Source organism: Arthrobacter sp. SD1074B (genome assembly GCF_056780195.1).
In genome coordinates, this window is sequence record NZ_JBRAZT010000001.1 from 917,029 (window position 1) to 942,572 (window position 25,544).

Sequence of the window (25,544 nt, forward strand, 5' to 3'; positions counted from 1 at the left end):
TGAAGTCCGTTAGCCGGCCACCGCCGCCTTCGCGGCCTGCGAGGCCGCCATCCACTCGCTCAGCCACGGGGCCCGGACGCTGGCGGTGATCCGGCAGTCAGCCACGAAGGTTCCCTTGGCCCCGCCGTCGATCCAGAACGTGAGCGCGGACAGGTCGTCCAGCGAGCGGATAATCGCCGATTGGGCCCCCAACGCCCGGGCGACGCCGCTGAAATCCACCTCGGGGATCAGCATGGGCCTCTCGGTCAGGCCTTGGGATCCGTACTGGTGGATTTCGGCCCCGTAGGCGGCGTCGTTGTAGATCACGACGACGGCGCTGCGGGCGGCGCCGATCAGCGACTCGAGGTCGGAGAGGCCCATCAGGAAACCGCCGTCGCCGGAGGCCAGCACCAGGGTGCGGCCGTCCTCCACCGCGCGGGCCGCCCCGACGGCGCTGGCGAGGCCCAGTCCGATGGTCTGGTAGGCGGTCCCCACCATGACCAGGTCCTGCGGCCTGGGGATGCGCCAGTACATGGGTGCCCAGCCGACGAAGTGCCCTCCGTCCTGGACCACCGTGCGGCGCTCCGGCAGCACCGCGTCCAGTTCCTTAGCGAGGGAGCGCGGGTCCAGCCGGCCGTCCGGGGTCTCCGCTGCGCCGGGGTGGCGGCCCGGTCCCTCGGCCAGGCGTTTGCGGGCTTCCGCGCGCCAGGCTCCGGAGGGGCCGGCGGCGGGCGCGGCCGGTTCATCCAGCAGCGTCAGGAGGCGTTCCGCAGCGGCCTTCACGTCCCCGCTGACGAACGTGTCCACCCGGGGGTGCGTCGGCTGCAGGGCGGCGTCGATCTGGATGACCGTGCTGTCGGGGCCGAGCAGGTGCCCGAACCGCATGGTGAAGGGGCTCAGGCTTGCCCCGGCTACGAGGACCACATCGGCCTCGCCCATGAGCCCGGCCGCGGTGTCAGTACCGAAGCCGCCCGCGACGCCGAGATACCCGTCGCCTTCGAGGAGGTTGAGCGCCAGCGCGGTTCCAGCGGTCAGTGCGCCGAGGCGGTCGGCGAGTTCGCGGAGCTCCGGGCCAGCGCCGGCGAGGTGCGCGCCGCGGCCGGCGAGGATTAGCGGCCGCTGCGCCCCGGCGAGCAGGCGGGCTACCTGCGCAAGGTCGCTGTGGCCGCCGCCGTCGACATCGTCGCGCACGGCCGGTGCCAACGGCGCCGGGAGCTCTTCCTCTGACGCCTCGAGTGCCGCGAGGTCGTAGGGGATGGCAATCACGACGGCGGTGCGCTTGGTGAGCGCGTACTCCACCGCCTGCTGCGTGATGGCGCCAGCGGCGTCGCGGGTGACGGTGAAGGTGGCCGCGCCGAGGCCTGCGGCGATGGCTGCCTGGTCCACGTCCTGGGGGCGGGCGCCGGTGCTCGGTGCGTCCCCGGTGACCAGCACGACGGGGATTTGCGCCTGGACCGCTTCGGCCAGTGCGGTGAGCGCGTTGGTGTAGCCGGGGCCGTAGGTGGTGGTGCCCGCGGCGAGGCGTCCTGACGTCCGGTAGTACGCGTCGGCTGCGGCGATGGCGGCGCCCTCGTGCCGGACGGCGGAGAAGCGGAGGCCCAGCTGCTCAGCGGCATCCAGGAAGTAGACGTTTCCGTTGCCCATGACACCAAACAGATCGGTGAGGTAGCTGCTGAGAACCTGTGCCACGCGGCCGGAAACGGTGAGAGTGGTCATGCTGAAAGCTTGTGGGCTGGGTCACGAACCGGCAAGAGCGCTGCTTTTGGCTGGGACTTTTGGCACTAATGAGCCGTACGGAGTGAAAATCTGCTCACCTGTGGTGCGGGTCATTGCGCCTTAGTCGGCGGGGCGGGATTCCTGCTCCGAGAGCCTAGCCAGGAGGCCGTCGTAGCGCGGGGGCATAAGTTCCAGCACGGAAATGGCGGTGCTGGTCCGTTGGATGCCGTCGATTTCCAGGATCTGGTTGGTGATGCGGTAGAGGTCGGCCGTGCCGCGGGCCACCACCTTGGCCATAAGGTCCGCATCCCCGGTGGTGGCGTGCACCTCGATGACCTCCGGGATCGCGGCGAGCCCGTCTTCCACCGCCCCGGTCCGGGTCTGGCTGATGGACAACGAGAGGAAGGCCATGAGCTCATAGCCCAGCGCGGCGGGGTCCAGCCGGCGGCTGAAGGACCGGAGGGCGCCGCTCCGTTCCAGCCGCGCCAGCCGGGCGTGGACAGTGTTCCGCGCGACGCCGAGGGTCCGCGAGAGGGCCAGGGCGCTGGCTTCGGGATCCTGGTCCATGGCCAGGATGATCCTGCCGTCGAGGGAATCCAGGGCACGAGGGTTCGGCGTGGTCATATTTTCACCGCAGACTGTAGAAGTTGAGCAGAAGTCCCAATGTGATGAGGGTATCTTGCATTGTGTGGCGAGTCACAATCATCATCGGACCTCATGAGCCATGATCAACTCCTGACCGCGCCGGACACCGTTCTTCCCGCTCTTCGCGGCGCCGTGGCCGGACTGCCGGCCTACGTTCCGGGACGGAAGGGTGCCGGCCTGGACATTGCCGCCCTCGCCAGCAACGAAAGCCACTACGAGCCGCTGCCCGCGGCCGCCGCTGCCGTGACCGAAGCGGCCGGCACCATGAACCGCTACCCGGACAGCGCCGCCGTCGAACTCCGCGAACGGCTGGCCCGGCACCTGGGCGTCACCGCAGCGGAAGTCGCCGTGGGACCCGGCAGTGTGGGGGTCCTCCAGCAGATCATCACCGGACTGTGCGACGCCGGCGACGAAGTGATCTTCGCCTGGCGCTCCTTCGAGGCGTACCCCATCCTGGTTGAGCTGGCCGGCGCCCGGCCGGTCCGCATCCCGCTGGACGACGCCGAGGGCCACGACCTCGAGGCCATGGCTGCGGCCGTCACCGACCGCACCAAGGTCATCCTGCTCTGCACCCCCAACAACCCCACGGGCGTGCCGATCCGCCACGAGCGCATCGAGGCCTTCCTGCAGTCCGTGCGGTCGGACATCCTCGTCGTGGTCGATGAGGCCTACGTGGAGTACGCCGACGCCGGCAGCGGCCCCGATTCCCTGTCGCTCTACCGCCGGTACCCGAACGTTTGCATCCTGCGCACCTTCTCGAAGGCCTACGGACTCGCCGGCCTGCGCGTGGGCTACGCCGTGGCCGCCCCGGACATCGCCGAGGGACTGCGCCGCACCGCCCTGCCCTTTTCGGTGAGCGCGCTGGCCCAGAAGGCGGCCATCGCGTCGCTGGACGCCGGGGACGAGATGGAAGCGCGGGTGGCAGCGGTCAAGCAGGAGCGCGCCCGGATGGCCGCGCAGCTGGAAGCGCAGGGCTGGAAACTGCAGCCAAGCCAGGGCAATTTCCTGTGGATCCGCGCGGATGACACCCTCCGGGAGGCGCTGGTGGACGCGTTCGACCGCGCCGACATCCTGGTCCGCGGATACCAGGGCGACGGCGTTCGGATCACCGTGGCCGACCCCGCCGCCAACGACCGCGTGCTCCGGCTCCTGGCCGCCCACGCCGGCTGACAACTGACTTACCCCAACCCCCAACTCCGTCCCGCCTACAACCAGAGGAATCCCCATGGAACAACAGACAGAGACGTCTGCCCGCGCGCTCGGCGCGGCCCTAAAACCCCGCCAGCTCACCATGATGGGCCTGGGCAGCGCCATCGGCGCCGGCCTCTTCATCGGCTCCGGCGCCGGCATCCAGGCCGCCGGCCCGGCCGTGCTGCTCTCCTACCTCGTCGCCGGCACCCTGATCATCCTGGTGATGTGGGCGCTCGGCGAGATGGCCGCCGCCAACCCGGACAGCGGCGCCTTCTCCGTCTACACCGCCAAGGCCTACGGGCCGGTGGCCGGCGCTACCGTCGGCTGGCTGTGGTGGATCCAGCTGGTGGTGGTCATCGCGGCCGAGGCGCTCGGTGCGGCCGGCCTGCTGGCCACCATCTTTCCGGCCCTGCCGGTGTGGCTGATGGCCTTCGTCTTCATCGTGGTGCTCACCGCCGTGAACCTCACCAGCGTCAAGAACTTCGGCGAGTTCGAGTTCTGGTTCGCGCTGCTCAAAGTGGCGGCGATCATCGGGTTCCTGCTGGTGGGCGCTGCGCTGCTCTTCGGCTGGCTGCCGGGCGTGCAGTCGCCGGGCCTGTCCAACTTCACGGGCGCCGGGTTCGCTCCCAGCGGCTTTGCCGGGATTGCGACGGCGCTGTTCGTGGTGGCGTTCGCGTTCGGCGGCACCGAGATTGTCTCCGTGGCCGCGGCCGAGACCGCCGAGCCGGCCCGCAGCGTGAAGAAGGCCGTCCGGACGGTGCTGTGGCGCATCCTGATCTTCTACATCGGTGCGATCTTCATTATCGCGGCCGTGGTCCCCGTGGGATCGGACGGGCTGAAGAGCCCGTTCGCCGCGGTGCTGGACGCCGCCGGCATGCCCGGTGCGGCCACCGCCATCACCCTGGTGGCCGTCGCCGCGCTGCTCTCGGCCCTCAACGCCAACCTCTACGGTGCCTCGCGAATGGCCTACTCCCTCGCGGAGCGCGGTGAAGCACCCCGCCTGCTTGCCTCGGTGTCCAAGGCCCGGGTGCCGGTGGTGGCCGTCCTGGCCAGCGTCGCTTTCGGCGTGGTCACGGTGGTGCTGGAGCTGGCCTTCCCGGAAACGGTCCTTCCCATCCTGCTCAACATCGTGGGCTCGACGTGCCTGCTGGTGTGGACGTCCGCCCTGCTGGCCCAGCTCGCGCTGCGCCTCCGCGCCGACCGTGCGGGCACGGAGCTGCCCCTGCGGATGCCCGGCTTCCCCGGGCTCACGGTGTTTGGCCTGGTGATTCTCGCGGCGATCTTCACGGTGGGCTTCATCGGCGAGGATTCCCGTCCGCAGCTGCTGAGCACGTTCGCCCTGGTGGCGCTTCTTGCGGTGGGTTGCTGGCTGAACCAGCGGAACAAGAAGGTTGCGCTGGTCGCGGAATCCCCGGAGCGTGCCAAGGAACCGGTGCTGATCGACTAAGTCACGTGCGGCGGACACGCATGGTGGGTCCCATGCGTTCGGAGGGCGCGTCCGGCTTTGGCGGGGCGCGTCCCTCCGTCCTGTGGCGCCGAGCCGGGGCGTGGCTGCCGGCGTTGAGGGTCAACGCGCGAAAAGGCTTTAACCAGATTTTCCTCACTGCTCATCGGGGCAAAGACTGGTTCGCGATCCTTCACTTCAGGATCACCTCGGACTAGAGTGACGAGCTGCCGGGATATTGGGGTGATGGGTGTTCCCGGCGTGCTACTGCCCGGTCATAGAGATCAACAAGAAGATCAAGCTCGTCGAGGAAAATCGATTCATCAGGCAGCGCGTTCAGCTGGTAGAGCAAGAGAGCTGCGGCTTCGTCCATCGCCCTGCTGATTGTTTCCTGGGACAAGTCGGCCGGGTCGGACCATTGAAGCTCCGCCGCAAGCTCGCCTGCCTCAGATAGCCAGGGTCGCGTGCCCGCCTAAACCTCTCAAGTTGGCTGATCAAGGAGTCAAGTGTCTGGTTCATGACACCGATGCTAGATCGGTCCGGTCACCGCCAGAGCAGAAACACAATGGTGATCAGCAAGGGCAGCCCTCCGAGAAGGTAAAAAACATTAAGTTTGTGCTTGGAATGCATAACGCCGAATGCTGTCGAGACCGGGCTGCTATCGCCAATGGCCTTCGTGAGAGCTACGTCTGTGCCGCCACTCGTGAGGACTCCTTCCAGCCGAGCGCCTTCCTTAACTGAGCCTACAAGAAGCCGGTGGTACCAGGCCGCATCTACGAACCAAAAGGCTACCCACAAGAACAATCCCAACACTGGAATGACCAGACTTGGCGACTTATCACCCAGGAATCCCATGGCCACAACCTTCGAGTCCTTGTATGCCAAGAAGGTGGCGCCGAGGGTGAAGGTAAGAGCGGTGAGCCAGAGGGCCCGGATTCTCCAACTTAGGTCGTTGAAATGCTGTTGAACATCAATGGCCTTCTTCCACGCATCCATAAGAAGCTTCTTCTCATCATCGCTGAGAGCGCCTGGGCTAGGCACGGAAGGTGAACTGTTGAAGAATCTCATCGAATCCCTTGGTTATGATGTATGTCGGCTCTGGTGTCGTTTCGGGGGCAGCAAGTCGTTCACGTTCAACGTCCTCCTGAGTCCAATGTGAAACTCTCCGCAACTGATCGTACGCTGGTTTCTCATGCGCCACCCCGTATAGCGCGTGCGCGTCCATGACCCCGACTGCCTGGCCCATGGCGACGTCCTTCATGAGACTGTCGCCTACGTACAGCACCTCATCCAGTGGGACATCGTACCTACTGAGAATGTCTCTAAGAATGGCGGGGTTCGGCTTAAGGATCCCTCCCTGCACGTGACGGTGATCTGTCCTTTTTAAAGCCATATCCTCGGCGGGGTCAAAGCGCTTTTCCTCGGGTGACAAACCGTTCGGTGAGTCATGGTCGGGTGACGAATAGAGGCAATCGATAATTCCGTCCAGTCCAAGTTTCGTCATCCGCCACTTGGTCCAGTAAGACTGTGACTCCGTATACGCGACTATCGGAACGCCTGCCTCCTGGACAAATTGCAACGTTTCCAATACACCGTCGTACAGGCGCGTTTCGTGAAGTCGCGCGGAGTTCTGCTGATGGAGCACATTCCGAAAAACTTTGAAAGGATCCTTGTCGCCGCAAAACTTAGTCACGGAGGGAAGTTCATAAAGCAGCCAGGAATACTCGGAGGTGCCCCGCCGCTGGTGGACTGCTCGGATTTCCTCCTCTAGCTGCTCCCTCGGGACCCCGGTTTCCTGGACAACGCCGTCGAGTAGCGCCCCGAAGGATGCATACCAGGCATGGAACCAGTCCCAGAGTGTGTTGTCTAGGTCTGTCACGAGCAGGGATACAGAGGGCTTCGTCTCTTGTGAAGGCATGCATCGGAGTATATCCAGCACCTATGACAACGAAGTGCTGCGCGTGATGTGACGGTGGATTAAGAACTTGTGGACTTGCCGACACGCGTGAACCCTTCGCACACTTGGCGTGCGCCAACGCGGACTTCCCTCCCCTTCAGAGGTATGAGATTAACTCAGTCGCGGGTCTGTCCCTCTTGTCGGCGATGAGCGGCGACTAACGAGTAAGTTTCGACCCACGTCGTGCTTTCGAGGAACGTTCGCAGGGAACCTCAAGCGCCGGTCCCTGTCAGGGTCGTGGCGACAGACAGTGGATTCGGGCCCGAGACGTCAGGCTTCCACAGTTGATACTTGCTTTCCGCCCACGATCAGCGAATCCGAGATTGACCGGGGCCGATCTCTCCGCGAGACCGCAGCTTGGCGACATAGCCATCAATCGTTCTCGTGTGGACGCCCACTCGCTCGGCTATCTGCGAACGCGTCCATCCTTCCTCATGTAGTGCTTTTGCAGTGGCCATTCGTTCGGCTATCAGTTCCCTTTTTGTGGGCGTAGATTGCGGACTGAGGGTGGAGGCTCCGCGTTCGGTCTTCATTTCGGAACCGCCGGTTGTTGAGCCCCGGCCACCTAAAGCTTTGCGTTGCATCGCAGCAGCCGTGCTACTGGTGTGCCGCTGTTCTGCCGTCAATCCGTCGCGATTCAGTGGGGGCTTCAGCGAAGCGCGTAGTGACTTCTCTGTGTTTTCCACAAGTGGCGCTGAATCGATTGTCACAAAGGACATGGACAGGTTCTCGGTCATCCACCTTGTTAGCCTCGCCTCATGGTCCTGAATCAGGCCCGGGTGAGCCGACTTTCCTCGCCATTCGGCCTGCATGCCCATTAGCGCTGCGAGCGCCCTCCGAAGTGTTGACTTAGACGCCAGGAGTTTGTGATGCTTCGCGCGAGCGCGGAGAGAAGTCGCCCGTCCGATGTAGATCAAGTCACCTTGTTTTATAGGAGCCAGTCCCGGAGGCCAATAGAAATCTACAGGGAGATCGCCATGAAGGAACCATTTATAAACTCCGGGAGATAATGGAGTGGCTGTCCAGGCCCTTTCGCAGGGCTCAGGTATCGTCCATTTGTGAGCTTCATGTTCTGCTTCCATTGTTGCATGGTAGCGAACTCCACAGAACCTGCCAGCCGGGCTGTCAGAATAAGGTAGATCCCTTCGGAGAATGCCACTCGTCTTTGAAGTACCCTGGCGCAGTGACTAATTCTATTGGGGGAGTGGCCGCGGAGCAGCTGCCCGAGGGCTTGTACGAACTACTCAGCACGGCCGCTCTGGGCGATCTGCTGCACGGTGAGGCGGAACTCCAGCCAGTCTTCGCAGAAATCAAAGACGAAGACTCCCCGGATATCCTCTCCCGCCACGTCGCAGAAGCAGTCCGGCGGGCCCTCGCCGCAGCTAAACCCAACGACCGCGTAACGCTCGCGAACAAGATCCTCCAGGAACTGAACACCGGAGACCGAATCGCCCCAGGTCCCACCCAGCTCCACTCCCTCCACCGCCCGGACACGCTAAAGCGCCGCAACCTGCGCCGCCCCACCACCAAGCTGAGCGACTCCGCCCTGCTCACCAACAGCAAGGACGATCCGAACCTCGCTGCGGAACTCAGAACCGAGATCGAGTCGGCCGACACAGTTGACCTGCTCTGCGCGTTCGTCCGCTGGACCGGACTGAGGCTCCTCCAACCAGCCCTCGCGCAGCTCAAGGAGCGCGGCGCCAAGCTTCGGGTCATCACCACCACCTACATGGGCGCCACGGAACGCCGCGCCATCGACGAACTCGTCAACCGCTACGGCGCCGAGGTGAAGATCAACTACGAAACCCAGGCCACGCGCCTGCACGCCAAGGCCTGGCTGTTCCGCCGCAACTCCGGCTTCGACACCGCCTACGTCGGCAGTTCCAACCTCAGCCAGGCGGCGTTGCTCGACGGCCTCGAATGGAACGTCCGGCTCAGCTCCGTCGGCACGCCCACCCTGCTGCAAAAGTTCGAGGTCACCTTCGACAGCTACTGGGAACAGCGCGCCTTCCAGAGCTACGACCCCGAACGCGACGGCGAAAAGCTGGACGCCGCACTGGAACGCAACGGCGGCCGCCGTACAGCCGTCCCCGGGGCAGCCACCGGCCTCGAGCTCCAACCCTTCCTCCACCAGGAGGAGATGCTCGAAGACCTCGAGGCCGAGCGGCTCAAGGGCTTCAACCACAACCTCCTGGTCGCCGCCACCGGCACCGGCAAGACCGTCATTGCCGCCCTGGACTACAAGCGTCTCTGCGAGGCGGCCGGCAAGGACCTGAAGTTGCTCTTCGTGGCGCACCGCCAGGAAATCCTCAAGCAGGCCATGCGCACCTACCGCGACGTCATGCAGGACGGCGCCTTCGGCGAACTCTACGTCGGGGAACACAAACCCCGGCAGTGGAAGCACATCTTCGCCTCGGTCCAGTCGTTGTCCTCCCTCGGCATCGAACAGCTGGCACCCGACTTCTTCGACGTCGTCGTCATCGACGAGTTCCACCACGCCATGGCCCCCACCTACCGCCGGCTGCTGGATCACCTGCAGCCGCAGCAGCTCCTCGGGCTGACGGCGACGCCGGAACGCGGCGACGGCGTCGACGTCGCCCAGCAGTTCTTCGACGGCCGCACCGCCAGCGAACTGCGCCTCTGGGACGCCTTGGACGCCGATTTGTTGGTGCCCTTCCACTACTTCGGCGTCTCGGACGACGTCGACCTCAGCCAGCTGGAATGGAAGCGCGGCAACTACGACACCGCCCAGCTGAACAACCTCTACACCGGCAACGACGCCCGCGCCGCCAAGGTGATCCGCGAGCTCCGCGACAAAGTCACCAGCGCCGAGCAGATGCGGGCCATCGGCTTCTGCGTCTCGGTCCAGCACGCACACTACATGGCCGAGGTCTTCAACCGCGCCGGGATCGCCTCCGTCGCCGTCGACGGCAGCACCGACGACGCCGACCGTGCGGCGGCGCTGAAACGTCTCGCCGCACGCGAAATCAACTGCATCTTCGCCGTCGACCTCTTCAACGAAGGCCTTGACCTGCCGCAGGTAGACACCATCCTGATGCTCCGGCCCACGCAGAGCGCCACGATCTTCCTCCAGCAACTGGGGCGCGGGCTGCGCCGCGCCGAAGGTAAGGCGGTGCTGACCGTCATGGACTTCATCGGCCAGCAGCGCCGTGAATTCCGTTTCGATCTGCGCTACCGGGCGCTTACCGGCTACGGGCGCAAGGAATTGGAAAAGGCCATCGAGGACGAGTTCCCGTACCTTCCGTCGGGCTCGCAGATCGTGCTGGACCGGGTGGCGCAGAAAGTCGTGCTGGACAACATCAAGGCCCAGCTGCGGTTCAACCGGGCCCAGCTGGTCCGCGACATCGCCTCGTACGCCGAGACGGAACTGGAGACCTACCTGCAGCGGTCCGGGAACGACGTGAAGTCGATCTACCGCTCGACCAGGGATTCGTGGACCGGTTACCTGCGCCAGGCCGGGCTGATCGAAGGATTCTCGCCGTTGGAGTCGGTCCTCAGCGGAAGGATCCGGGAGCTCTCCGACGCCGACGAGAAGGGGCTTCTGGGCCGGATGGCCGCGCTGATCCACGTGGATGACCCGGAACGTGCCGCGGCGTACTCGATGCTCGTCTGCCCCGACGCGCCCCGCTACTCGGAGCTCGGAATGCGCGAGCAGACGTTCGCCCGCATGCTCTTCTACACGCTCTGGGACGACGGCGGCGGTTTCCACTCGTACGACGCAGGCCTGGACTACCTGCGCGGCTACCAGTTTGTCTGCAGCGAGATCCGCCAGGTCGTGAAGCTCGGAGTGGCCGCGTCAAAGCATGCTGCAAAGGGTTTGGGTGCGGGGCTGCAGCACGTTCCGCTGCTCTCGCACGCGACGTACCGGCGCGAAGAGGTCCTGGCGGCGCTGCAGTACGGATCGCTGGAGCTCGGCAAGAACGTACAGCATCGGGAGGGCGTGGCCTGGTGCCCCGCGACATCCACGGACGCCTTCTTCGTCACGCTCAACAAGGACGACAAGAAGCACTCGGCCACCACGATGTACAAGGACTACGCCATCAGCCCGGAGCTGTTCCACTGGGAATCGCAGAACGCGACCTCTCCGGGAAGCCCGACTGGCAAGCGCTACCTGGACCGGGCCGCGCACGGCTCGAAGATCCTAATCTTCACCCGGGACACGTCAGAGGACGAGACCGGGCTGACCGTTCCGTACACCTGCCTTGGCCAGGTGGACTACGTCCAGCACAAGGGGGAGAAACCGCTCGCGATTACCTGGAAACTGCACCGGCCGATGCCGGCGGATGTGTTCGCGACGGCTGCTGCTGTGGCACAGTGAGTCACCACTAACAGCTCATTTCGATGCGATGGCATTCCCTGCAGACATCAATATAGCTCTACGACCTTTTCAGCGTCGAAGGCCCTGAACTCTGGCTTTCCCGGGATTCGTTGAAGCACATTACAGAATAGAATCGTGAATCGGCGAGTCTGCTTCTACACCCGGACATCTCAAGACCGTGGAGCTGAAGGCCTTCGCGTCCAATGCCAAGAGGAAGCTTGCTGCACTATGCCGCCCAGCACGGCACGGGCGTGGGGTCGAGACTACGGCGTGAGAAAACAGCAAGCGACAATGCGACAGCCAACATAGTTCGGCGGTGGCGACTGTTTTTCGGGTGCGGTCCTCAGAGCGCTTCAAGAGCGCGCGTAGCCATGGGTCCACCCGCCCGCGATACGCCCTCCTGGGCCTTTCGCTGGTGACCTTAAGCAATATACGCAACAGGTGCCGCATGTGGGTGAGAAGCCGACCGCGATTACGTGGGAGCTGCATCGGCCAATGCCGGCTGACGTCTTCGCGACCGCGGCGGCTTTAGCGCGGTGAGCACCTCTCAACGACCATAGTTTCTGCCCACCGGGGGCCAGCTAAATCGGCTCGCCGGCGGCCAGAAGAACTGCCAGCTGACCTCCACGGCACGCTGGTAGAGAGCTTGGAAAAGGAACGTCTTACCTGTGCCTCGTGGGCCCCGGAGAACGAAATTGTCTCGTCGGTGATCCATTCCGGGGTCCGCAGTGCCTGCTGGGTTGGCGTCGAATCGAGGAGACGGCGCGGCCCCCGACGTCAAAGGCTGTCCGAGGAGAACTATGCCGTTGTGGTTAGACACCTTGCTCGCAGTTGAATTCTGCTATATCACTGTGCAAACATAACAGACATGACAGAACTAGCCGTTGCTCCGCCGCTCCTACAATCGATACGTGCCAACCTAGACCTTACTCAGGCCGAATTGGCTGAGCGGCTCGGTGTCTCGTTCGCCACGGTCAACCGGTGGGAGGGAGGTGTCAACAAGCCCCAGAAGGCCCAGTTGACCAGGATTGTGGCCTTGGCTGTGGAGGCGGGCGTTGATCTCGGCGCTGCCCCTCCCGTCACTGGTGGCACGGTCATCACCCGCAGTCGCGGTCGCCACGCCAAGCCCGCCACGCCTACCACTAAACCGATGGAGCAGATGTTATGGGATGCGGCCTGCTCGATCCGAGGGGAGAAGGATGCGCCTAAGTTCAAGGACTATTTGCTGCCGCTGCTCTTCCTCAAGCGTTTATCCGATGTCTTCGACGATGAGATCGATCGACTCGCTGAGGAGTACGGCGCCCGCGATGTCGCCCTTGAGATCGCGGACAACGATCATGATCTTCTCCGCTTCTACCTCCCTGCCGAGGCGCGATGGGCCGTCATTAACGGCCGGGCACAGCACGACTGGCCCGACGACGAGCGTGGCCGCTCAACTCGGCCCCGCGACGTCGGCGAGCACCTCACCAAGGCGGTGCGCGCCGTAGTTCGCTACAACCCAAGCCTCGCTGGTGCCATCGACGTGATCGACTTCGCTGCCGAGCGCAACGGTGAGCGCGATATCAACCCGGCCAAGCTCAACGGCGTTGTGGAAACTTTCTCGGACCCGCGCTATCGCTTGGGTCTCGCCGACGTGCAGCCCGACTTCCTCGGTCGCGCCTACGAGTACCTGCTCCGCAAGTTCGCGGAGGGCTCCGGCCAGAGCGCCGGTGAGTTCTTCACCCCGACTGAGGTCGGCTTCCTGATGGCGCGCATCCTTCGCCCCAAGCCGGGGCAGACGTGTCACGACTATGCCTGCGGATCGGCCGGGCTCCTGATCAAGCTCCAGCTCGTCGCCAACGAGCTCGATCCGACAGCAAGGGTGCCTCTGAAGCTTTACGGGCAGGAGCTCCAGGCCGAGAGCTACGCAGTCGCGCGGATGAACGCGATCATCCACGACATGGACGTCGACCTCCGGCGCGGCGACACCATGATCAACCCGAAATTTCGCATGCCGTCAGGTTCGCTCGACCAATTCGACTTGGTTGTCGCCAATCCCATGTGGAACCAGCCCCTCAGCGCGAGCCTCTTCGAGGATGACCCTTACGACCGCTTCCTCAGGAACGGAGGTGCAACATCGGGGAGAGGGGACTGGGCCTGGCTGCAGCACACGCTCTCGGTGCTCAAGGATACCGGTCGCGCGGCAGTCGTACTTGACACTGGAGCAATCACCCGTGGATCGGGCTCGAAGAACGAGGACAAAGAACGCAACATCCGCAAGTGGTTCGTCGACCACGACCTCGTCGAGGGTGTCATCTTACTGCCGGAGAACCTCTTCTATAACACGACTGCTGCTGGCGTCATCGTGGTAATCAACAAGCGGAAGCCTGAGCCGAAGAAGGGCAAAATCACTCTCGTCAACGCCAGCAAACGCTTCACGAAGGGCAAGCCCAAGAACCACCTGGCCGACGAGGACGTAGCCGACCTCGCAACCCTCTACAACGCGGGCAAGCCATTTGATGGCGAGGTGGCGATCGTGGACTGTGCACAAGTCGCCGAGGCTGACTACAACCTTAGCCCGAGCCGCTGGGCTTCTACTATCAGCGAGGATGCTACTGGTGCTCTCGTGGACTTGCTGGACGAGCTCGAACAGTGCCTGAATGCAGAGACTGAGCTTGAGGGGCAATTGCAGGGTGCGCTCGCAAGCTTGAGGAAGCTCGCATGATCGAGTCACCCATCTGCCTAAGTGACATCTGTGACTTGATCAGTCGGCAGGTCGACCCAGCCGTGACGCCGGCTGCCCCCTATTTGGGCTTGGAGCACCTTGAGCCGGGCCGTCTTCGACCGATGGGCTTTGGGGTCGCGAGTGATGCAACGAGCCAGAAGTTCGCCTTCGAGTCGAACGACGTTCTCTACGGAAAGCTTCGGCCCTACCTCGATAAGGCCGTCCTCGCGGACCGGGCTGGACTTGCGACCACGGAGTTGCTAGTTCTGCGCCCCAAGCAAGGGGTGAACCCCGAGTACCTCGCCTGTGTTGTTCACTCGCCGTCCTTCATCGAGTTCGCAATGCAAGGTGTGACAGGGGCCCAGCACCCCCGAACCTCTTGGTCGCACATCAAGACATACGAGTTGCCCCCCCTCGATCGATTCGCGCAGGCGTCCGTCGCGACACTCATGTGGAGTCTTTTTGACCTGCGCACAGCAACGGAACGAGGCATCCTCAGCGCCTCCGCGTTGAAGCGGGCTGCGATGCGCCAGCTGTTCACGCGAGGCCTCCGAGGAGAAGCGCTGCAGGAGACCGAGATCGGTCCGATTCCAGAGAGTTGGGCGCTGGCCACCGTCGGCGAACATTTCTCAGTCGTCTCAGGCGGTACGCCTTCGCGAGGAAACGCTGCTTACTGGTCCGAAGGCACCATCCCATGGGTCAAGACAACTGAAGTGAACTACTCCGTCATCAATGCGACGGAGGAGCATATCACTCAGGCTGGGCTCGATCGGTCGGCCGCAAAGATGTTGCAGCCTGGCACGCTCCTCATGGCTATGTACGGCCAGGGCGTCACTCGCGGGAAGGTCGGGGTTCTTGGCATCGAAGCATCCTGCAATCAGGCGTGTGCGGCCATGACCCCGGCCGATGACGTTGTCGTTCCGCAGTACCTCTACCAGTACCTGACCTCGAGGTATGAAGCGATCCGCTCGCTGGCCCATGGCGGCCAGCAGCAGAACCTCAACCTCGACATCGTTCGAAAGATAGATGTCCCTGTACCGCCAACGCGCGTGGAACAGCAGGAGATTGTCGATGTGCTGGATGCGCTCGATCGTAAGATCGGCCTGCATCGTCGTAAGCGCGACGCACTCGACCAGCTCTTCAAGTCGCTGCTGCAGAAGCTGATGACGGGAGAGGTCACAGTTGATGATCTGGACCTCAACGGTCTGCCCAAAGTAGAAAGAAGTGCCGCATGAGCCAGATCAAGATATCCGAGGCCAAGTCAGTGCAGTTCCCGATGGTCAAACACGCGTCCGCTGTCGGTTGGGATCAGCTGACCCCTGACGAGGCCGAGGGCATGCGTCGGGGGCGCGCCAACATGCTGTTTCCCAAGGTGCTGGAGGACAAGCTCCAGGAATTCAATTCGTGGCTTACCGAGGACCAGGCGCGTGCGATCGTGGAGAGCATCGATGCCCTCCCCGCTACGATCGAGGGCAACCGCGAGGTGCTGCGCTGGCTGCGTGGCGAGCGTCAGTGGAACGACGAGAACGAAGAGCGCCATCGCGCAGTGCAAGTCGTCGACTTAGTCTCCCCTGACCAGAACGCGCTGCACGTTACGTGGGAGTGGAAGATCGAGCCGCCGGCCCGTGCCAAGGGCAACCGAGCCGACGTCATGTTTGTTCTCAACGGAATTCCGGTCACGATCGTTGAGCACAAGAACCCAAAGGACCGCGACGCCCTGGCCAAGGCGGTTACCCAACTCCGACGCTACGAGAAGGAGACCCCCGAGCTCCTCGCCCACGCGCAACTCCATAACGAGACTCACCTGATCGACTACTGGTACGGCGTCACGTGGAACGTCAACCGTCGCATGCTCTTCAAATGGAAACACACGAGTGATGAGTCCTATCGCGACGCAGTGCAGGCGTTCTTCGAGCCGCGGGACTTCCTGCGCACGCTCAGTGAATGGGTGCTCTTCTATGTCGAGGACGGCGAGACCAGGAAGTCCGTTCTCCGCGAGCACCAGCGGGGAGCTGTCGATGCCGTCGTCGAACGCTGCGCCGACTCGACGAAGAACCGCGGACTGATCTGGCACACCCAGGGCTCGGGCAAGACCTTCACTTTGCTGACCGCCGCTCAGTTGATTCTGAGCCAGAAGGACCGCTTCAAGAACGCGACCGTCATCCTTGTCGTCGACCGGACGGAGCTGGAGGGCCAACTCAAGGAGTGGGTCGACAGGCTGCTTGGTGAGATGCAGGCGAATGACATCCCGGTACGGCGAGCCAACAGCAGGGACGACCTTCAGGACGTCTTCGACTCAGACTTCCGGGGGCTCGTCGTGTCGATGATTCACAAGTTCGAAACCATCCGGAAGGACAGCTCCGACCGCGACAACGTCTACGTCTTCATCGATGAGGCGCACCGCTCCGTGGCGGCCGATCTCGGCTCGTATTTGATGGCTGCCGTGCCCAACTCCACCATCATCGGCTTTACTGGCACACCGGTCGGCGCGACGCAGGGAGGCGGCTCCGGCTCGTTCCAGATCTTCGGCTCTCAGGACGAGAAGGGCTACTTGCACAAGTACTCGATCATCGAGTCGATCGACGACGAGACGACGCTGCCAATCAAGTACATGCTGGCGCCCTCCTCGATGTCGATGGAGCCCGAGGACCTCGACGAACAGTTCTATGCCCTCGCATCGGACGAGGACGTCACCGACATCGACGAACTCAACCAGGTCCTGCAGCGAGCCGTTGGGCTACGTACCTTCCTTGGGGCCGACAGCCGTGTGAAGCAAGTAGCCGAGTTCGTCGCCAATCACTTCAAGGAGAACGTCGACCCGCTCGGGTACAAGGCATTCCTCGTCGCCGTCGATCGCGAGACGTGCGCGAAGTATAAGCGAGCGCTCGACGAGCTGTTGCCGGCTGAGTGGTCTGAGGTGGTCTACAGCAAGAACGTCAACGACGTGGTCGACCGCCCCGATGTGTACGAACTCCAGTTGTCTGATGACCGGGAGAAGGAGGTACGTCGACAGTTCAAGAAGGCCAACCAGCAGCCCAAGATTCTCATCGTCACGGACAAGCTGCTCACCGGCTACGACGCGCCCGTGTTATACGCCATGTACCTCGATAAGCCGATGCGTGACCACGTCTTGCTGCAGGCGCTCGCCCGGGTGAACCGACCATACATCGACAGCGAGGGCGTGCAGAAGAAGATCGGGCTGGTCATTGACTTCGTCGGCATCCTTAAGGAGTTGAACAAGGCCTTGCGCTTCGACTCCGCGGATGTAGAGGGGGCACTTCAGGACCTCGGCGTGCTCACAGCGGATCTGCTGCTTAAGATCGGCGCCGCGTCGAACGAGTACCTCCAGGTCGAGAGTGGACAGGGTGCCGACCAGCAGCTTGAGAGCTTGGTCTACGGCAAGTTCATTCCGGAGGAGGAACGCAAGAAGTTCTTCGACGACTACCGCGACATCGAGGCGCTGTGGGAGATAATCTCGCCATCAGCGGAGCTGCGTGATCACATCGCGACGTACAAGCGGCTTTCTGTTCTGTACGCGGCGGTTCGCAACGCCTACTCCGAAGCGGCCAGCTTCACTGCTGACCTTGAGCACAAGACCAAGCGCCTGATCGAGGAGAGTGCCACCCAGGACGGCCTGGGCCGTTTCACCAAGGTGGCCACCTTCGACGTGCAGACTCTCCAGGCGCTTGTCCAGGACGACGGGCCACCGGAGGAGAAGATCTACAACCTCCTACGCGGCTTGCGGAAGGAAATGGAGGACAACCCCGCTGCCGCAGTGGTGCTTCAGAGTATCAAGGAGAAGGCAGACCGCGTTATCGAGGGCCTCGAGCAACGCAAGGTCAGCGGCCTCGCCGCTCTCGACGAACTGAAGGCTATAGCCGAGGAGAAGGACAAGCTGCGCGAATTCGCAAAGAGGAGCGGCCTGTCCGATCGTGCCTTCGGTATCTATGCGACGCTCAGCAAGGCGACGGCACTGGCGGGGTCGACAGCGGACATCCAGGGGATAGCTACGACTATCGAGATCGCTGTCGATCAGTTCCCACACTGGAAGCAGAATGTTGACGAGCGTCGTCGCCTGCGCAGCGGCCTCTACAAGCCCCTGCTGGACAACAAGGTTCCCGTCAAGGAGTGCAACGAAATCATCGAGAACGTCATGAATGTGTTGGAGAAGGTCTAATGGCACGCCTCAAGATGGTCTTGACCGCCGACCAGATCCTGACTCGCAGGGCGATGGCCTGGGCGACTAGGATTCGCGTGAACCCCTCGCTAATTGTGATTGCCGATCTGAAGACAAAGTGGGGCTCGTGCGCCTCCGACGGCGTGGTCACCTTGGCTGCCGACCTCGTCGACATGCCCAAGGAGTTCCAGGACTACGTCGTCGTTCACGAGCTTCTCCACCTGCGCTACCGCTCCCACGGCAAGGCCTTCACCGCCATGATGACCGCTCTTGTACCCCGTTGGCGCGAGCTTGAGGATTCGAGTCAGGTCAGGGAGGTGCGCAAGTGACCGACTCTGGAAACCGTGCAGCGCGGTTGGACGAGAATCTGAACCGTACCGGGTTTGATGCCGCTTCCTTTTTTGTGAAGGATGGCGATCATGCCCAAGCGATACCCCCAGGACCAGCGTGAGCGTGCCGTGCGGATGGTCCTGGACCACCTCAGTGAGTACGACTCCGTTTTCGCCGCCTGCTCCGCCATCGGACCCAAGCTCAATATCGGCAGGGAGTCCCTGCGCCGGTGGGTTCTCCAGGCCCAGATCGACGCCGACGAACGTCCCGGCGTCACCAGTGCCGAGCAGACCCGGCTCAGGGAGCTGGAAAGTGAGAACCGGGAACTGCGGGAGGCCAACGAGATCCTGAAGAAAGCCTCGATTTTCTTCGCGAGGGAGCTCGACCCTCGCCGCCGCAAATAGCCGGATTCATCGACGAAATGCGTGCCGATGGCCACGGGGTCGAGCCGGCCTGCAAGGTCCTGCGTGAGCAGGGCGTTCAGGTCGCCCCGCGGACTTACCGGTCCTGGAAATCCAAAGCACCCGCTGCCCGGACTGTCACGGACGCTGCTATCGTCAACGCGCTGAAAGACACCGCAGAGAAACCCGAGTCCCTGTACGGACGGCGGAAAATGACAGCCTGGCTGCGCAGAGAGGGCCACGAAGTGGCCAGATGTACCGTCGACCGGCTCATGCGGGATGAAGCCATGAACGGCCTCGTCCGGGGCCGGAAACCCAGAGCCGGTGCGCCAGCGAAGGACTCCCAGCGGGCCCCGGATCTGCTGAACAGGGACTTCACCGCGGCCCGGCCGAACGCCGTGTGGGTCACCGACTTCACTTATGTCAGAACGTGGGCCGGCTTTGCGTACGTGGCCTTCGCGATTGATGTCTTCTCCCGGGCGATCGTGGGGTGGCACGGCTCGACGATCAAGGACACGGACATGGTGCTCACCACCTTGAAGATGGCGCTCTGGCGCCGGGATCATGCCGGAACGCCGGTCCCTGCTGGCATGGTTCATCACAGTGACGCCGGCTCCCAGTACACCTCGATCCGGTTCGGAGAGGCACTGCTGCTTGAAGGCTTGGCGGCTTCCGTCGGCAGCGTCGGCGACGCGTACGACAACGCCCTCGCGGAATCCACGATCGGTCTGTACAAGAACGAATGCGTCCGCAAAGGCAGTCCCTTCATGACAGGCCCGCTAAAGCAGTTGGCGGATGTGGAGAAGGCAACCATGAACTGGGTCCACTGGTACAACACCAAGCGGCTTCACAGCACCTTGTCCATGATCCCGCCCGACGAGTTCGAGCAGAACTACTATGCTCAAATAGACGCCTCATCAGACGACGAGGCCACCAGCAAGAAGACGGCCTAAAACCCGGTACGGTTCAATCTGATCATGGGTTCTTGAGAGGTTGGACGGCGGGGTATAGCGCTCCTTGGCCGCACGAGGACCACGGCACCGCGCGGTTATCAGATGGTCAGCGGGCGGCCGACCTTCGTCGGGGTTCCGTTGTGTTTGTCAGCGATGACATGTGGCAGGTGGTTCCAGAGAGCATGGGGCCCGAAGTCCCAAGATCGGCATTTTCCGAACGATCCTCGACGACGGTCTGCTCCTAGAGCATGAAGCGGGTAATTCGGTACTCGCATGGTGAGCCTGTGGTTAGGGCCGTGATCGGACCGCAAGGGTTTCGAGGGACGCCCCGCGACCGCCACGGAGTGGCTCGCTACGCATCAGATGAACCAGCTGCCGTTGACATCCTTGACCACCCGCCGCTCCGCCCGCCCAAGCAGAGCCGTCCACGGCACGACGTAGCCAAGCACTACCCGGGCGAGCACCGCAACCACGAGGAGCGCCGCCGTCGCACCTGGCCACCCCGCCATGCCAAGCCGGGCGCCAAGCACGTTCGTTCCGGCAATAAAGGTGAAGGAGTCGAACGCCCGGCCCGGGCCCGTAAAGTCGCGGCGCATGTCGGCGGGAAGCCGGACCAGCCGGACTACGCTGGGCACCAGGATCACTGCGTAGGAGAGCGCGCACACCACAAGGAGTGCCGCTGACAGGTCGTGGAAGCCTTCGAGCTCGAGTCCCACCGAGACGATCCACTGGCCATGGTGAGGGCGAAGTATCCCGGGGTGAGGATCTGCACCGCCTGCGAGGCGCGCGAGCCGAGTGAGTTGGCAGGGTCAGCGGTCGTATTCATGCCACCCAGCTTAGGACGGACGGATCATCGCTTCCCGGCAAGCCGAAGGCAGGGCGGCTGTGGAAGCCGCCCTGCCTTCGGTGCGCCGTGCGTCGCCCCCCGGCGCCTACATAACCCCGGTCGGCACCAGCAGCACCCAGGCCAGCGCGGGTGCCACGAGGACGACCGCCCCGGCGTACATCATGAGCTGGCGGTAGACGCGCTGGCGGTCGTTGTCGCGGGCGTTGGCCACCACCAGGGCGCCGTCGGTGGAGAAGGGGGAGACGTCCACCACGGTGGCCGCGATGGCCAGGGCTGCCACCGTGCCGGAGGCGCTCAGCGAGCTCGTGGCCAGCAGCGGCCCGGCCATCGGGATGAACGCGGTGAGCAGCGCCGTCGAGGACGCGAACGCGGATCCGACGCCGATGACGTAGCAGAGCACCAGGGCGATCAGCAGCGGCGCTCCCAGGGCCAGCGCCATCTCGGCGAGGGTGTCGATGACGCCCACGTGCTGGAGCAGCGAGACGTAGGTGATCATGCCGGCCACGAGCAGCACGGTGGACTAGGACACGCCGCCGATGAAGGTCTTGTGTTCCTTGATGTTGACGAACGCCAGCAGCAGGCCGGCGGAGAGGGCCACGAAGCCGATCGGCAGGTGGAAGCCCAGCGTGCCCACCAGGATCGCCGCGATGAGAACCAGGGTGAAGATCTGCTGGCCCCCGGGGCGGCCGGTGCGGGGCGTCTCGAGGCCGGCATACTCGTTGGCGTGCTTGTCGCGCAGCTTGCCCAGCAGGGCGAACAGCACGATGGTCAGCGCGGAAAGGATGAAGTTGAGGGCGAAGCTGGCGGTGAAGAGTCCGCCCTGGGAGATGGGGAAGCCGTTCTTCAGCGCGATGTCGTGCACCAGGACGCCGGCGACGGACAGCGGGGAGAAGCCGCCGGCATGGGCTCCGTTGATCACGAAGGCGCCCATCAGGACCGGGTGGATGCGTGACTCGTAGGCCAGTCCCAGGGCCGCCGGTGCCAGCAGCGCCACCGCTGCCGGGGAGAAGGTGCCCAGTGCCGTCAGTGCGGCGGCCAGGAGGAAGAACACCCAGGGCAGCAGCATGGTCTTGCCCCGGACCAGCCGCACGGAGGTCTGGACGATGATGTCGATCGACCCGTTCCGCTGGGCCATGCTGAAGAAGTAGGTCACGCCGATGATCGTCAGGACGATGCTGGCCGGGAAGTCCTCCAGGATTTCCTTGTCGCTCATACCGAGCATGAAATAGCCGACGCCGAAGGACGCCACCAGCCCCATGACGCCGATGTTCAGCGGCCATTTCGTGGCGACGACGAACATCACCACGAGGATGACGAGCGGGATGATCTGGGTGGCGGTCATGGTCGGCTCCGATTCAGAGGCGGCCGCGGGGTTGAACAGGCCACCTCCGAACAGGAGGGCCAGCAGACCCAGGACAGCGATCGCGGCTGCCGTCACCAGCAGGATACGGCGACGGCGGTCGGGACGCCGGGAATGCTCGACCCGGGTGTCGCCGGGTGCGGTCCGTAGAGCGGTCTGTACGGCCGTCTCTTCTGTGGTCTGTTCTGCAGTCTTTTCTGCGATGTTAGTCATGATGCTTTCTCCTCATCGAGTAGCGCTGGCAAAGGAGGCGTCGACGGCGGTGCCGAGGGCCTCGGGAAGGTGGATGGTGGTGGTGGCGATCGTGCGGGCTGTGCGGTCGACGCCGACCAGCAGCGACCCGTCCCGTTCCTCGCTCCAGGTTTCGATCACCCCGGCCGGGGTGCGCAGCCGCAGCGTCGGGCCTACGGTGCCGCCGGTGATGTCCGCCAACAGCGTGCCCGGGGTGCGGGCCGCGAGGGTCAGGGCGATGCTGCCGGTGATGGCCAGGGCAGGGTGCGGCTTGCCCATCGAAAGCATGATGACGGCGACGTCGCTGTCGGCGTCGGACGGGGCAGGGGCCCCCACGACGGCGACCTTGGGGACGGCGCGGGCGGCTTCGCCGGGAGCCGATGCGAGACCCATCCGCACGGCTGCCTGGCGCCGGATGTGTTCCAGGGTGTCCAGCTGCAGTTCCAGCCCGGCGGGCCAGCTGCCGTAGCGCTCCGGGTCCAGGCCCAGGTCCTTGGCGCGGAGCATCACGACGGGAGCTCCGGCGTCGACCATGGAAACGGTCCAGCGGGTCCCGCCGGCGGTGATGGTGTCCGAGGCTGATCCCGTGGGAAGCAGCCGGCCCGTGGTCTTGCCGGCCGGGTCCAGGAAGCCGAGCCCCACCCGGTAACCGGGGAACGGAACGCCGGGCATCTCGGCCTGCGGGACGATCGGCAGGGCGCCGGCCGGCGTCGACACCCGCTGGATGATGACCTGGCCGGTGTTGGTGTTCCGGGTGACGATCCGGGTGACGTCTCCGGTGGGGACCACCCAGCCCTTTTCGATCGCGTACAGGCCAACGACTGCCGAGCAGTTGCCGCAGTTGCTGCCCCAGTCCACGGTGGCCTCTTCGATGCCCACCTGGGCGAAGGTGAATTCGACGTCGACGCCGGCGTCGACGGGGCGGTGCAGGATCATCGCCTTGCTGGTGGTGGAGGTGGCGCCGCCCACGCCGTCGATCTGCCGGTGGTCGGGGCTGCCGAACAGCCGGGGCAGCACGACGTCCGGGCTGGTCCCGGTCTCGTCCAGCTGGCCGGTTTCGAAGACCCAGCATTTGCTGGTGCCTCCGCGCATCCACTCCGCTTCGATCTTCATGGTCTGTTCCTTGCTTCGGTTCTGCCCAGGTGTTCAAGGGCTTGATTCGAGATTGATCCAGATCACAAATGAAGACAAGGTTGGATTTCTGCAAGGGAGTGTAGTGATGCTTAAGTCACTTTGCTGGCGGTCCTTTAGTGCCCGCCTCTGGCGGCGCCGACGTCGGAAACCGCCGGCTTTTTGACACTTTACAAGCGGAGGATGTATAGAATTAACGGATTCAACAGAAGGGCCAAGCGTTGCTTAACGATCCTGAGCAGGAATTGTTCGACATCCGGCGCCTTGCCCTGCTGGTGGAGGTGGTGGAGCAGGGGTCCATCACCGCCGCGGCCGAGCTGATGATGTACACGCCCTCCGCCGTCTCGCAGCAGCTGCGGAAACTCGAGCAGGAAGTCGGGCAGCCGCTCCTGAACCGCCGCTCCCGCGGGGTGGTGCCCACCGAGGCGGGGCAGGTCCTCGCCGGCCACGCGCGCAAGGTCATCGGCCAGATGCGGGCCGCCCAGTCCGACCTGGACCAGATCGCCGGCCTCAAGCGGGGCTCGCTGACTGTTGGGACCTTTCCGACGCTCGCCGGCTCGTTCCTGCCGGTGGTCATCCGGGCCTTCAAGAAGAGGTACCCGGCGATTGGCCTGTCCGTCCGCAGCGCGCGCTTCTATGACCTGGTGAGCGAGCTGCAGTCCGGCGTGACCGGGCTGTGCCTGCTCTGGGACTACCCCTGGAACCGCTTTCATGACGATTCCATCCGGATCACGGAGGTCTTCCAGGAAAGCACGGTCCTGCTGGTCTCCCGCAGCCATCCGCTGGCCGACCGCGAGGAGATCCGGATGGAGGAGCTCCGCAAGGAATCATGGATCGTGCGAGCCGAGGCGCACCCCGTCGTCGAGGTGCTGCAGCGCTCCGCCCATGAAGCCGGCTTCGAACCGACCATAGGCTTCCTGGCCAACGACTACCAGGAGGCGCAGGCAATGGTGAGTGTCGGCATGGGCGTGGCCATGGTGCCGAAGACGGCCGTGGCCCTGCAGCACCCGGACGTCAGGGTCATCAGCCTCGGTTCCGCCGCGCCGCTGCGGCGGGTACTCCTGGCCCAACGCCAGGACAAGGTCTACGCCCCGGCGGAGGTCGCCTTCCATTCCACGCTGCTGGAAATCGCACGCGAACGGGCCGGGGACTACCTGTAAGGGCGACGACGGCGAAGATCTGCGCTTGGGGACAGCGGGTACTTCCTGCGACTTTGACGGCCGCTGGGAGATGTCTCAGTCGCTGATTCCTGGGACCCGAGTTCCAGTGGGGCAGCGGCCGAGCCGGTGACCTCTGCTGCGGTAGGAGCTCAGGGAGCCGCTTTCTTCTCGACTCGCGACGCTCAAGACAGCGCCTGACGGGCGCCGACGCTGACGCAACCGGACGGCGTAACGTACTCCCGCCGTCGTCGTTCTAACCGTGCCTGCTGACCGGGGGAAGGAACCCTCGCGCCTTTCGCCCGGTTGCATCTAGCGCAGGCGGCGACGAAGTTCTGCAGGTTGGTGGATCCGCCCTTGGACCAGGGGAAGAAGTGGTCGCCGTGTTCTGCGGGCCGCGAGCACCGACCCCGAAATCCAGCCTCCATCTCGCACTGGCCACCGGCCCGCGCCATGCCGTCCCTGCGGTGCTGGCGGCTGAAACGCCGGACCGGGTCCCGGCGTCGAACGTCGCGGCTGTGGACCACCGCCGCAACAATGATCAGAACCACGAGGAGCAGCCCTGGGAGAACAACCGCGGCCAGAACGCTGTCGACAAAACTGCGAAGGACACCGCTGACGGTTGGGGCACCGTTCGGTGCGGCGGCTTTCCCCTTCGGCATCAGCGCCAGGACCACTGAGACAGCCAACCACACAACCACAACCGCGTAAGCGAGACGCAGAACCTGCCGGCTCCAATAGATGCGCTTCAGTTCCACCATCGGTTCATTCCCCCAAATGAGTTTCGGCCCCGCCAGCGTTTTGCTGGGCTGCGAACAAAACAGATCGTACCGCTCGCGACAGGCAAGCTGTCCGGGCTGCCGTAGACGCCCTGGGAAGCACACGCCGTTCAGGGTCCGTAGTCCCTAACGTTCACGCCGCGACGGTGCGAGGATCAGCAGGGCGCCCGGGTACACCGCAGCCCCTGGTGTCGAAAGACCGC

At 64.0% G+C, this 25,544-nt stretch carries 18 protein-coding genes, 1 pseudogene and 1 other annotated feature; of the genes and pseudogenes, 9 read left to right on the forward strand and 10 right to left on the reverse strand.

Annotated elements, in window-relative coordinates; genetic code table 11:
* Window positions 1-9: 9 nt before the first annotated feature.
* Together ACUYM2_RS04470 and ACUYM2_RS04475 are read right to left on the reverse strand one after the other, a co-directional pair.
* Window positions 10-1,695: a thiamine pyrophosphate-binding protein gene (locus tag ACUYM2_RS04470; RefSeq protein ID WP_481598982.1), complete on the reverse strand. Its 1,686-nt coding sequence runs from the start codon at window positions 1,693-1,695 to the stop codon at window positions 10-12.
* A 120-nt stretch (window positions 1,696-1,815) separates the two neighbouring features.
* Window positions 1,816-2,319 (reverse strand): Lrp/AsnC family transcriptional regulator, encoded by a 504-nt coding sequence (locus ACUYM2_RS04475; RefSeq protein ID WP_481598983.1) that lies wholly within the window; start codon window positions 2,317-2,319, stop codon window positions 1,816-1,818.
* 93 nt (window positions 2,320-2,412) lie between these two features.
* Between ACUYM2_RS04475 and hisC the strand changes: the two genes are divergently transcribed.
* Window positions 2,413-3,510 (forward strand): histidinol-phosphate transaminase, encoded by a 1,098-nt coding sequence (gene hisC / locus ACUYM2_RS04480; RefSeq protein WP_481598984.1) that lies wholly within the window; start codon window positions 2,413-2,415, stop codon window positions 3,508-3,510.
* Window positions 3,511-3,565: 55 nt separating this feature from the next.
* Window positions 3,566-4,978: an amino acid permease gene (locus ACUYM2_RS04485; protein ID WP_481598985.1), complete on the forward strand. Its 1,413-nt coding sequence runs from the start codon at window positions 3,566-3,568 to the stop codon at window positions 4,976-4,978.
* Window positions 4,979-5,189: 211 nt separating this feature from the next.
* Here ACUYM2_RS04485 and ACUYM2_RS04490 read toward each other — a convergent pair whose 3' ends face one another.
* The 4 genes from ACUYM2_RS04490 to ACUYM2_RS04505 all read right to left on the reverse strand — a co-directional run bounded on the left by ACUYM2_RS04490 (window position 5,190) and on the right by ACUYM2_RS04505 (window position 8,014).
* Complete coding sequence (locus ACUYM2_RS04490; protein WP_481598986.1) at window positions 5,190-5,348, reverse strand: hypothetical protein; 159 nt, start codon at window positions 5,346-5,348, stop codon at window positions 5,190-5,192.
* A gap of 170 nt (window positions 5,349-5,518) precedes the next feature.
* A complete protein-coding gene (locus ACUYM2_RS04495) occupies window positions 5,519-6,043 on the reverse strand; it encodes a hypothetical protein (RefSeq protein WP_481598987.1) in 525 nt (174 codons plus the stop codon).
* Complete coding sequence (locus tag ACUYM2_RS04500) at window positions 6,009-6,893, reverse strand: HAD family hydrolase (protein ID WP_481598988.1); 885 nt, start codon at window positions 6,891-6,893, stop codon at window positions 6,009-6,011. The genes ACUYM2_RS04495 and ACUYM2_RS04500 overlap by 35 nt, the downstream gene beginning before the upstream one ends.
* A gap of 347 nt (window positions 6,894-7,240) precedes the next feature.
* Window positions 7,241-8,014, reverse strand: coding sequence for a GIY-YIG nuclease family protein (locus ACUYM2_RS04505; RefSeq protein ID WP_481598989.1), 774 nt, complete (start codon window positions 8,012-8,014; stop codon window positions 7,241-7,243).
* Window positions 8,015-8,115: 101 nt separating this feature from the next.
* Between ACUYM2_RS04505 and ACUYM2_RS04510 the strand changes: the two genes are divergently transcribed.
* From ACUYM2_RS04510 to ACUYM2_RS04535, 6 genes are all read left to right on the forward strand, one after another.
* Window positions 8,116-11,271: a DEAD/DEAH box helicase gene (locus ACUYM2_RS04510; RefSeq protein WP_481598990.1), complete on the forward strand. Its 3,156-nt coding sequence runs from the start codon at window positions 8,116-8,118 to the stop codon at window positions 11,269-11,271.
* Window positions 11,272-12,139: 868 nt separating this feature from the next.
* Window positions 12,140-13,975 carry an N-6 DNA methylase gene (locus ACUYM2_RS04515; RefSeq protein ID WP_481598991.1) on the forward strand — a complete coding sequence of 612 codons (1,836 nt, stop codon included), beginning with the start codon at window positions 12,140-12,142 and terminating at the stop codon, window positions 13,973-13,975.
* Window positions 13,972-15,210: a restriction endonuclease subunit S gene (locus ACUYM2_RS04520; RefSeq protein ID WP_481598992.1), complete on the forward strand. Its 1,239-nt coding sequence runs from the start codon at window positions 13,972-13,974 to the stop codon at window positions 15,208-15,210. The genes ACUYM2_RS04515 and ACUYM2_RS04520 overlap by 4 nt, the downstream gene beginning before the upstream one ends.
* The gene (locus ACUYM2_RS04525) at window positions 15,207-18,152 is read left to right on the forward strand and encodes a type I restriction endonuclease subunit R (RefSeq protein WP_481598993.1); all 2,946 of its coding nucleotides are present in this window, start codon (window positions 15,207-15,209) and stop codon (window positions 18,150-18,152) included. Before ACUYM2_RS04520 ends, ACUYM2_RS04525 begins: the two co-directional genes overlap by 4 nt.
* 14 nt (window positions 18,153-18,166) lie before the next feature.
* A complete protein-coding gene (locus ACUYM2_RS04530; RefSeq protein ID WP_481601400.1) occupies window positions 18,167-18,481 on the forward strand; it encodes a M48 metallopeptidase family protein in 315 nt (104 codons plus the stop codon).
* Window positions 18,482-18,571: 90 nt separating this feature from the next.
* A protein-coding gene (locus ACUYM2_RS04535) for an IS3 family transposase (RefSeq protein WP_481598994.1) occupies window positions 18,572-19,836 on the forward strand; the annotation gives its coding sequence in 2 pieces (ribosomal slippage) (window positions 18,572-18,845 and window positions 18,845-19,836; 1,266 coding nt in all).
* Window positions 18,841-18,975, forward strand: a sequence feature (AL1L pseudoknot). Its footprint overlaps the gene before it by 135 nt.
* Window positions 19,837-20,195: 359 nt before the next feature.
* Here ACUYM2_RS04535 and ACUYM2_RS04540 read toward each other — a convergent pair.
* The 3 genes and pseudogenes from ACUYM2_RS04540 to ACUYM2_RS04550 form a co-directional block, all read right to left on the reverse strand.
* Window positions 20,196-20,552, reverse strand: a complete 357-nt coding sequence (locus ACUYM2_RS04540; RefSeq protein ID WP_481598995.1) for a TDT family transporter — start codon at window positions 20,550-20,552, stop codon at window positions 20,196-20,198.
* A gap of 216 nt (window positions 20,553-20,768) precedes the next feature.
* Window positions 20,769-22,025, reverse strand: a pseudogene (locus tag ACUYM2_RS04545) (SLC13 family permease).
* A gap of 243 nt (window positions 22,026-22,268) precedes the next feature.
* Window positions 22,269-23,387 carry a PrpF domain-containing protein gene (locus tag ACUYM2_RS04550; RefSeq protein ID WP_481598996.1) on the reverse strand — a complete coding sequence of 373 codons (1,119 nt, stop codon included), beginning with the start codon at window positions 23,385-23,387 and terminating at the stop codon, window positions 22,269-22,271.
* A 239-nt stretch (window positions 23,388-23,626) separates the two neighbouring features.
* Here ACUYM2_RS04550 and ACUYM2_RS04555 point away from each other — a divergent pair, with 239 nt between their 5' ends.
* Window positions 23,627-24,565 carry a LysR substrate-binding domain-containing protein gene (locus ACUYM2_RS04555; protein WP_481598997.1) on the forward strand — a complete coding sequence of 313 codons (939 nt, stop codon included), beginning with the start codon at window positions 23,627-23,629 and terminating at the stop codon, window positions 24,563-24,565.
* A 182-nt stretch (window positions 24,566-24,747) separates the two neighbouring features.
* Here ACUYM2_RS04555 and ACUYM2_RS04560 read toward each other — a convergent pair whose 3' ends face one another.
* Entirely contained in the window at window positions 24,748-25,323 is a 576-nt protein-coding gene (locus ACUYM2_RS04560) for an HNH endonuclease signature motif containing protein (protein WP_481598998.1), read from the reverse strand.
* Window positions 25,324-25,544 lie beyond the last annotated feature (221 nt).